Annotated in this window: 11 protein-coding genes; all 11 read right to left on the bottom strand. The window is 64.5% G+C overall.

Annotated elements, in window-relative coordinates; translation table 11 throughout:
- The coding region (locus YUU_RS56115; RefSeq protein ID WP_035661571.1) for a helix-turn-helix domain-containing protein at window positions 1-178 on the bottom strand (178 nt) is incomplete at its 3' end.
- 84 nt (window positions 179-262) lie between these two features.
- A complete protein-coding gene (locus YUU_RS0108010) occupies window positions 263-1,186 on the bottom strand; it encodes a hypothetical protein (protein ID WP_027521939.1) in 924 nt (307 codons plus the stop codon).
- 92 nt (window positions 1,187-1,278) lie between these two features.
- Complete coding sequence (locus YUU_RS0108005; RefSeq protein ID WP_027521938.1) at window positions 1,279-1,563, bottom strand: cupin domain-containing protein; 285 nt, start codon at window positions 1,561-1,563, stop codon at window positions 1,279-1,281.
- 124 nt (window positions 1,564-1,687) lie between these two features.
- Window positions 1,688-2,785, bottom strand: coding sequence for a calcium:proton antiporter (locus YUU_RS0108000; RefSeq protein ID WP_027521937.1), 1,098 nt, complete (start codon window positions 2,783-2,785; stop codon window positions 1,688-1,690).
- Between the two features lie 50 nt (window positions 2,786-2,835).
- On the bottom strand, window positions 2,836-4,170 hold the full coding sequence (locus tag YUU_RS0107995) for a sodium:proton antiporter (RefSeq protein WP_371260474.1): 1,335 nt from the start codon (window positions 4,168-4,170) through the stop codon (window positions 2,836-2,838).
- Window positions 4,171-4,267: 97 nt separating this feature from the next.
- On the bottom strand, window positions 4,268-5,065 hold the full coding sequence (locus tag YUU_RS0107990) for an alpha/beta hydrolase (protein WP_027521935.1): 798 nt from the start codon (window positions 5,063-5,065) through the stop codon (window positions 4,268-4,270).
- 22 nt (window positions 5,066-5,087) lie between these two features.
- Window positions 5,088-5,273 (bottom strand): hypothetical protein, encoded by a 186-nt coding sequence (locus YUU_RS0107985; RefSeq protein ID WP_027521934.1) that lies wholly within the window; start codon window positions 5,271-5,273, stop codon window positions 5,088-5,090.
- A 20-nt stretch (window positions 5,274-5,293) separates the two neighbouring features.
- Window positions 5,294-6,691 carry an NAD(P)(+) transhydrogenase (Re/Si-specific) subunit beta gene (locus YUU_RS0107980; protein ID WP_027521933.1) on the bottom strand — a complete coding sequence of 466 codons (1,398 nt, stop codon included), beginning with the start codon at window positions 6,689-6,691 and terminating at the stop codon, window positions 5,294-5,296.
- A gap of 39 nt (window positions 6,692-6,730) precedes the next feature.
- Window positions 6,731-7,048 carry a proton-translocating transhydrogenase family protein gene (locus YUU_RS0107975; protein WP_027521932.1) on the bottom strand — a complete coding sequence of 106 codons (318 nt, stop codon included), beginning with the start codon at window positions 7,046-7,048 and terminating at the stop codon, window positions 6,731-6,733.
- 12 nt (window positions 7,049-7,060) lie between these two features.
- Entirely contained in the window at window positions 7,061-8,188 is a 1,128-nt protein-coding gene (locus YUU_RS0107970; RefSeq protein ID WP_027521931.1) for a Re/Si-specific NAD(P)(+) transhydrogenase subunit alpha, read from the bottom strand.
- A 136-nt stretch (window positions 8,189-8,324) separates the two neighbouring features.
- Entirely contained in the window at window positions 8,325-8,477 is a 153-nt protein-coding gene (locus tag YUU_RS0107965; RefSeq protein ID WP_027521930.1) for an aa3-type cytochrome c oxidase subunit IV, read from the bottom strand.
- Window positions 8,478-8,574: the final 97 nt, after the last annotated feature.

The following is an 8,574-nucleotide window of genomic DNA, read 5'->3' as shown; positions in this document are numbered from 1 at the left end:
GATCACGCAATCCCTCCACACCTTCTGCGCGGAACCGCTTGACCCATTTGGCCACCGTCTTCGGTGTCGTATTGAACAGATCGGCCGCGCCAGCCTGGCTGAGCCCGCCTTGCGCCACGCTTCGGACCATCGCCTCTCGACCTTTGGGCGTCAAAGGCGCATTCTTGTGGACGTTCATCTGGTCTCTCCTTGGAACACTGAAGCTTCGCAACCTCAGCTTCCTCGGTTCAGACCAGATGGACAACCTCCTGACAGGCCACAACTAGTCGGGGGTGACGCCCTTCGGCAGGACCGCGTGGAACATCGACTTGACGCCTGACAGCATCTCGTCGGCGACGTTGGTCTTTGCCTTCGGCATGGGGCCGGCCGCATCGGCCCGCAGATCGAGCGGCGGTGCGATCACCACCGGGACCGGGATATCGGCCGGCGGTGTCAGCCGATTCGCATCATCCGAGCCGACGGACGCGGTGTAAGGCGGGTTCGACGACGTCGGGGAACCATAAGCCTCCGGACCCGGCGTCGATACCGTGATCGGCGGCGGCAGCGGCCGCACGGAAGGCGGAGCCGCCGTCACGAGCCGTGGCGCCTCCTGAACGCGCGGGGCTTCGCCCGCATGGGCCGTCTCCTGCGGGGCAGCCTCGGGCGACTTGCGCAGCCGCTCGATCGCTGCGCGGGCGAGATCGTTGGCGTCAGGGGTCGCGCCAGTCGACGCCGGAGCCTGAGTGGTCTCGGAGGCCGGTGCAGTAACGACCGGGGCACTGGCGGCCTGGGCAGGCGTTGCCTTGGCCATGGCCTTGCTGTCGCGGGAAGGCGTTGGCCGGCCGCGCGGCGTGGCGGGAGCGGCGGCGGTCTCGGCGTCAGCGGGCTTGGTCTCGGTCGGCTGGTCAGCGGCCTTGTTGTCAGCCGGCTTCTCGGCCGCCGGCTTGTCCGTCACGGTCTTCTCGGAAATGCCCTTCTCGGAGATGCCCTTCTCGGAAATGCCCTTGGCCTTCACTCCGGGCGCGGGGAGATTCGCGACCTCGGCAGGCTTGGCATCCTTCTTGGTCTGGGCAGGGGCAACCGCGGCAGCGGGAGTGTCGGGGGCCGGCCGGGCGTTGATGTAGTGATTAACGATGTACGCCCCGATGATCGTCGCGAGCACCGAGGGGAAGATATCCATGGAGATTTTAGTCAGGTATTTCAGCATTCCGGCCACTCCCCACACGGTCTGATGCGGGAACTTTGAGGCAATAGTAAGGGATCAACTGCGACGGATCGGTGGCAATTGGCAAGCCACTTTTACGGTTTCAGCTCGACTTCAAGGAACACGATCTCTGTTGCAGTTTCGTTAAGCACGTCGTGCGCGACACCGGCCTTGCGGAAGTAGGACTTGCCCGCCGAAAGCTGCGCCTTGGAGCGCTCGCCAGTAGGTGCCACGATGGTCATCTCACCCGCGGTGACGGGAACAATCACGTAGTCCATCCCGTGAATGTGATGACCGGTGGCGCCGCCGGGCGGGAGCCGCCACTCGGTGACCCGGACCTCGTCGTTGTCGACCTGAACCTCGGATTTGGCGGCCAGCATTCCCGTTCCCCCAACAAAAGCGCGATGATTCGTCATCGCGCTTTAGGTTGTTGTTTGCGCATGATCTTTTCGGAAAACCGCTTCACACTTTGCGCTAACGCGGCCCTCCGGGTCCGGATCATGCTTATGGCACGAAGACCATGAACACGTAGACGGCAAATACCACCATATGGACCAGTCCGAACAGGACGTTGGTTCTGCCGGTGCCGAAGGTCAGCATGCTTAGGAAGAAGGTCAGGAGCAGCAGGACGCTGCCCTGGGGGCTGAGGCCGAGCTCGAGCTCCTTGTCGAGTGCATAGGTGGCGATGCCGACCGCCGGGATCGTCAGCCCGATGGTCGCGAGCGAGGAGCCCAGCGCCAGATTGATGCTCTTCTGGAGGTCGTTCTTGCGCGCAGCGGCAATCGCTGAGACGCCCTCGGGCAACAGGATCAGGAGCGCGACGAGCAGGCCCGCGAACGCCGGCGGCGCACCGATCCTGGCTGCGACCGCGTCGACCACCAGCGAGAACTTCTTCGCCAGCAGCACCACGGCCAAGAGCGAGATCAGGAGCAGCACGACGCTGAGCAGGAACAGCCCGCCCGACAGATGGGCCTCACCGCCCTCGCCTTCCGCGGCCTCGTTGACGAAGTAATCCCGGTGCAGGACGGTCTGGGTGTAGAGGAACACGCCGTAGAGCGCGAGCGTGACGACGTCGACGAAGCCGAGCTGGATCGACGAGTAGAACGGTCCCGGCGTGGTGACCGTGTAGTTCGGCATGATCAGCGTGATGGTCGCGAGCGCAAACAGCACGCTGAGATAGACGTTGGCGCCGGAGACTTGAAAGCCCTGTTCGCGATAGCGCAGGCCGCCGATGAACACGCAGACGCCGACCAGCCCGTTGCAGACGATCATGACGACCGCGAACACGGTGTCGCGCGCCAGCTCCGGGGCCGGCTTCTCGCCCAGCATGATCGTGGTGATCAGCGCCACCTCGATGATCGTCACCGCGAGCGTCAGCACCAGCGTTCCATAGGGCTCGCCGACCCGTTCGGCGATCACTTCGGCATGATGAACGGCCGCGAACACCGTGCCGAACAGGATCACCAACAGGACAATTGCGAAAACGAAGCCGCCGGGCGACAGCGTGAATGTGTAGTCCGCCGCCGTCACGGCAACGAACAACAGCACGGCCAGCGCGGGAAAGATCCAGGCCGACCGGGGCATCGGGCTATGCGCGCTCATCAATGTCTTCCAGTTGCGTCACCCGAGACGTACCAAATCGGCCAGCAGATTCAATGCCAGTGCAGGATCGGCGCAACCGGCAGGATGGTGAGCAGCAGGAACAGCGGGATCAGCACCGCGCCCGCGCGCAACAGATAGCCGAAGAAGCTCGGCATCTCGATGCCGCTCTCGTTCGCAATGCTGCTCACCATGAAATTCGGCGCGTTGCCGATATAGGTGAGCGCCCCCATGTAGACCGCCCCCATGGAGATCGAGGCAAGCGTGCCGGAGAGCTCGTTCATCAACACCTGCGGATCGCCGCCGGCGAGCTCGAAGAACAACAGGTAGGTCGGCGCATTGTCGAGGAAAGCCGACATCAATCCGGTGAACCAGAAATAGGCCACCTCGCGCGGGCTCCCGTCCGGCGCCGTCACCGCCGACAACAGCCAGGCGAACGCACCGTGATGGCCGGCATCGAGCATGGCGATGACCGGAATGATGGCGACGAAGATTGCCGCAAAGAGCTTTGCGACCTCGCGGATCGGCTCCCAGGTGAAGCCATTGGCCTGCCGGTGCTCGTCGGGCGTCAGCCACACCGACAGACCCGCAATCGCCAGCAGCACCACATTGCGGACGATGCTCTCCAGCTCCAGCCTGGTTCCGAGAATGTCGAACGCGATGCCCGGTTTCCACATCGCCGACACGAGCAGGCTCGCGACGATGGCGGCGATCAGCGGGAGATTGATGAGGCCGCGGAGCCTCAGCGGCTCTCCGGGTCCTGTGCCGGTGGACAACGGCTCGCCGCGAAACCGCCAGACATCGACGACGACGAAGATCGCGAGCAGGAATCCCGCAACGATCGCCGTCTGGAGCCAGAGATTCCGCGTGGTCCAGAAGAAGTCGACGCCATGCAGGAAGCCGACGAACAGCGGGGGATCGCCGAGCGGGCTCAGCGCGCCACCGACATTGGCGACCAGGATGATGAAGAAGATGACGACATGGGCGTTGGTGCGCCGCTGTCGATTGGCGCGGATCAGCGGGCGGATCAGGATCATCGCAGCGCCCGTGGTGCCGACGACGCTGGCCATCAGCGTACCCAGCGCGAGGATGCCGGTATTGACTCCCGGCGTGCCCTTGATGTCGCCGCTGATGAGGATGCCGCCGGCCACGACATAGAGCGAGAACAGCAGCACGATGAAGCCGAGATATTCGGCAAGCATGGCGTGAACGAGCGCGCCCAGCGTCGCCATGCCGCCTGCGAGCCAGACCAGCGAGATGAGCGCCAGCACCGACCAGGCGGCGGCGATCTTGCCGTAATGGTGATGCCAGAACTTCGGAAAGAAGAGCGGCCCGAGCGCGATCGACAGCAGGAGGCCGGCAAACGGCAGCGCGTAGGGCCAGCGCATCGCCGCGCCGTCGAGCCCGGCCGCGGCAGAGGCCTGCTGCGGCAACAGCGCGAAGATCAAAGCGATGAGCGGACCCACGCATCTCGGGACGAGGCGTCTAGGATGCAATGAAGTGCCTCGCCGTTTCGATCGCACCGAAGGAATCGAGATTATCGTGTCCGCCGCCCGGAAAGCGTACGAACTGTTTTGGCTCGTGCGCGAGCGCGAACAGACGCTCTCCGAAGACAATGGGAATGACAAGGTCATTGGCGCCATGCATGATCAGCAGCGGCACCGTGACGCGCGCAATCCGCTCGTCGGAGCGAAACCGATCGCGCATCAGGAGGCGGACCGGAACGAACCAGAATGCCGACGCAGCGACGTCGACCGTCGAGGTGTACGGCGCTTCCAGGATCAATTTGCCTATCGGATGCTCGGATGCAACCGCGACGGCCACGCCGCTCCCAAGCGAGAAGCCCCAGACGACGATCCGTTCCGCCGCATAGCGCGCGGTGGTGAAGGCATAGGCGGCCGCGGCATCGCGCAGCAGGCCCTGTTCGCTCGGCGCACCGCCGGAGCCGGCATAGCCGCGATAGGACAGCGCGACGAGGCCGGTGCCGTCAGCCGTCATCGCCCTGAAGCGGCTGACGAGGCCGGCAAGAAAATCGCCATTGCCGGGGAAGAAGAGGATCACGGGACGGCCAGGCTTTGCCGGCACGTGCCAGATGATGACCTTTTCGCCGTCCGATGTCGTGAGCACGTGCTCTTCCGCCTCGGGAAAGCCTGCGGCATCAGGCAGCGTTCGACCGACCGGCGGGATCGGGAACAGCATGTCGCGCTGCCTCACATACAGCACGACGAGACCGGCGAGATAGCCGGTCGCGATGACGATCGCGATCCACTTCAGGAATGTCATGGCTGCACAGCCGATCCTTAGCTCAAGCCTTGCGACGGCTTCGCAGCAATTTCAGGACGTCGGACCGTATGCTTGCCGGAATCTCGCGGCAACCGCACGCCGCCCTGTGGGCCACGTGCCATTCGATGCGCTGCGCCCGCGTCGCCGCCTTGAGTGTCGCTTTGGGCGGCATGCGATGGGACCGGTGCCATTCCTTGTTGATGGCCACCGTCCGCTCCTAGCGCGTTGTTACATCGCCTTGACGATGTTCTCGGTGACCTTCTTGGCGTCGCCGAGCAGCATCATGGTGTTGTCGCGATAGAACAGCGGATTGTCGATGCCGGCGTAACCCGAGGCCAGCGAGCGCTTGATGAACATCACCGTGCCCGCCTTCCAGACCTGGAGCACCGGCATGCCGTAGATCGGCGAGGTCTTGTCCTCTTCGGCGGCAGGGTTGGTGACGTCGTTGGCGCCGATCACGAAGGCGATGTCGGCCTGCGCGAATTCGGAGTTGATGTCCTCGAGCTCGAACACCTCGTCATAGGGCACGTTGGCTTCGGCCAGGAGCACGTTCATGTGGCCGGGCATGCGGCCCGCGACCGGGTGGATCGCGTACTTCACCTCGACGCCTTCCTTCTTCAGCATGTCCGCCATCTCGCGCAACGCGTGCTGGGCCTGCGCCACCGCCATGCCGTAGCCGGGCACGATGATGACCTTGGAAGCATTCTTCATGATGAAGGCGGCATCGTCGGCCGAACCGAGCTTCGCCGGCTTCTGCTCACCGGTCGCGCCGCCGGCCGCCGCGGTCTCGCCGCCGAAGCCGCCGAGGATGACCGAGATGAAGGACCGGTTCATCGCGTGGCACATGATGTAGGACAGGATCGCGCCGGATGAACCGACCAGCGCGCCGGTGATGATCAGCGCGGAGTTGCCGAGCGTGAAGCCGATGCCGGCCGCGGCCCATCCCGAATAGGAGTTCAGCATCGAGATCACGACCGGCATGTCGGCGCCGCCGATCGGGATGATCATGAGCACGCCGAGCGCGAGCGCCAGGATAACGTTGAGCCAGAAGAATACCGGGCTGCCGGTGACCACGAGCCCGACGATGCAGGCGACCAGCGCGACCGCGAGCGCGATGTTGATGACATGCCGCGCCGGAAGGATGATCGGCGCGCCGCTCATGCGGGCCGACAGCTTCAGGAACGCGATCACCGAGCCGGTGAAGGTCAGCGCGCCGATGGCGACGCCGAGCGACATTTCGACCAGGCTCTGGGTGTGGATGTTGCCGGGAGTGCCGATGTCGAAGGCTTCCGGCGCATAGAACGCGCCGGCGGCGACCAGCACCGCGGCCATGCCGACCAGCGAGTGGAAGGCCGCGACCAGCTCCGGCATCGAGGTCATCGGCACGCGGCGTGCGATGACCGCGCCGATCGCGGCACCAATGGCGATGCCGACGATGACGAGCAGCCAGGCAAGGCCGTCGGCCGGCGGATGGTTGGCAAGCGTGGTGGCGACCGCGATCGCCATGCCGATCATGCCGAACAGATTGCCCTGGCGCGAAGAGGCCGGGCTCGACAGCCCGCGCAGTGACAGGATGAACAGCACCCCCGCCACGAGATACAACAATGCAGAGAGATTGGCGTTCATCTCAGGTCCCCATCTATCCCATCAGCCCGAGGTGGCCGCTTACTTGGCCTTCTTCTTGTACATCGCCAGCATGCGCTGGGTGACAAGGAAGCCGCCGAAGATATTGATGCAGGCAAAGATCAGCGCGACGAAGCCGAAGCCCCGCGCCCAGCCCGAGCCGCTCGACACATTCGCAACGCCGCCCGCGAGCAGCGCGCCGACCACGATCACCGAGGAGATCGCGTTGGTGACGCTCATCAGCGGCGTATGCAGCGCCGGGGTCACCGACCACACCACGAAATAGCCGACGAACACCGCCAGCACGAAAATCGACAGCCGGAAGATGAAGGGATCGACGACCTGTGCGACATGCTCCATGGTTTCTCTCCTCTAGGCTTTCGGCTGGAAGTTCGGGTGGATGACGGCGCCGTCCTTGGTCAGCGCGGTCGCCTTCACGAGCTCGTCGTCCCAGTTCACGGCAAGCTTCTTCTCTTTCTTGTCGATCATGGTCTCGATGAAGGAAAACAGGTTGCGCGCGTAGAGGCCGGAGGCCGACGCGGCGACGCGGCCGGCGACATTGGTGTAGCCGACGATCTTGATGCCATCGAGATCGACGACCTCGCCCGGCTTGGCGCCCTCGACATTGCCGCCGCGCTCGACGGCGAGGTCGACCAGCACCGAACCCGGCTTCATCGACTTGACCATCTCCGCACTGACGAGCTTCGGCGCGGGCCGGCCCGGGATCAGCGCCGTCGTGATCACGATGTCCTGCTTCTTGATGTGCTCGGCGGTCAGCGCGGCCTGCTTGGCCTGGTACTCCTTGGACATTTCCTTGGCGTAGCCGCCGGCGGTCTGCGCGTTCTTGAACTCCTCGTCCTCGACGGCAAGGAATTTGGCACCGAGCGATTCGACCTGCTCCTTGGTGGCAGGGCGCACGTCGGTCGCGGTAACGATGGCGCCGAGACGGCGCGCGGTCGCGATCGCCTGGAGGCCGGCGACGCCGACGCCCATCACGAACACTTTTGCGGCGGGCACGGTGCCGGCCGCGGTCATCATCATCGGGAAGGCGCGACCGAAGGCTTCGGCGCCCTCGATCACGGCACGGTAGCCGGCAAGGTTCGCCTGCGACGACAGCACGTCCATCACCTGGGCGCGCGTGATGCGCGGCATCAGCTCCATGGCGAAGGCAGCGATACCGGCATCGGCCATCGTCTTCAGCGCGGTGTCATTGCCGTAGGGGTCCATGATGGCGACGACCAGCGCGCCGCGCTTGTACTGGCCAAGCTCGGACGCCTCGGGGCGCTTCACCTTGATGATGATGTCGGCATCAGCAAGCGCATCGGCACTGACGGTGGCACCGGCGGCGGTGTAGTCGGAATCGAGCAGGCCCGACTTGACGCCGGCACCGGGCTCGACGGCGATCTCGGCGCCCAGAGCCTTGAACTTCTTCACCGTATCCGGCGAAGCGGCGACCCGCGGCTCGGACGGATCGATTTCCTTGGCAACGGCAATCTTCATGGGCCCTCCGGCGGCGCGGGAAAGCGCGCACGCGAACTTAGCGTTACTCCCGCAACGTTGGATACCGGTTTTAGAACCGGCTTGGATGCAAATTTTCTGAGCAACCGCCGCCTTTGGCGGTGCAGCCGACGATGGATCAGGTCAGGAAGATCGCCATCAGGATGACGATGAGCGCGACCGTGGCCGTGCCATACTTCACCAGCTTGATGAAGCCCTCATAGGTCTGCTCGTGGGCAACGTAGTCGTTGCCGTCGGCGGTGGTGTACGCCACTTCGCTATGGTCAGCCATGGATGTCCCCAGTCGAAAGTCGAATTCCCGGCTGGCATTACCGCAATCCGCCGGGCAGGGCAACGGCACAGCTGCGCAGTTTTCCCGCAAATCGGCT

Origin of the sequence: Bradyrhizobium sp. Ec3.3 (assembly GCF_000472925.1) — a bacterium.
Lineage (GTDB): Bacteria > Pseudomonadota > Alphaproteobacteria > Rhizobiales > Xanthobacteraceae > Bradyrhizobium.
The sequence above is the reverse complement of the archived record's forward strand: the minus strand, read 5'-3'. Positions and strand labels throughout refer to the sequence as shown.

Excerpts from the sequence above, each read along its gene's own strand:
- YUU_RS0108010 (WP_027521939.1), bottom strand. The coding sequence starts at position 1,186 with ATGCTGAAATACCTGACTAAAATCTCCATGGATATCTTCCCCTCGGTG.
- YUU_RS0108000 (WP_027521937.1), bottom strand. The coding sequence starts at position 2,785 with ATGAGCGCGCATAGCCCGATGCCCCGGTCGGCCTGGATCTTTCCCGCG.
- YUU_RS0107970 (WP_027521931.1), bottom strand. The coding sequence starts at position 8,188 with ATGAAGATTGCCGTTGCCAAGGAAATCGATCCGTCCGAGCCGCGGGTC.
- YUU_RS0108005 (WP_027521938.1), bottom strand. The coding sequence starts at position 1,563 with ATGCTGGCCGCCAAATCCGAGGTTCAGGTCGACAACGACGAGGTCCGG.
- YUU_RS0107995 (WP_371260474.1), bottom strand. The coding sequence starts at position 4,170 with ATGCGCTGGCCCTACGCGCTGCCGTTTGCCGGCCTCCTGCTGTCGATC.
- YUU_RS0107990 (WP_027521935.1), bottom strand. The coding sequence starts at position 5,065 with ATGACATTCCTGAAGTGGATCGCGATCGTCATCGCGACCGGCTATCTC.
- YUU_RS0107965 (WP_027521930.1), bottom strand. The coding sequence starts at position 8,477 with ATGGCTGACCATAGCGAAGTGGCGTACACCACCGCCGACGGCAACGAC.
- YUU_RS0107980 (WP_027521933.1), bottom strand. The coding sequence starts at position 6,691 with ATGAACGCCAATCTCTCTGCATTGTTGTATCTCGTGGCGGGGGTGCTG.
- YUU_RS0107975 (WP_027521932.1), bottom strand. The coding sequence starts at position 7,048 with ATGGAGCATGTCGCACAGGTCGTCGATCCCTTCATCTTCCGGCTGTCG.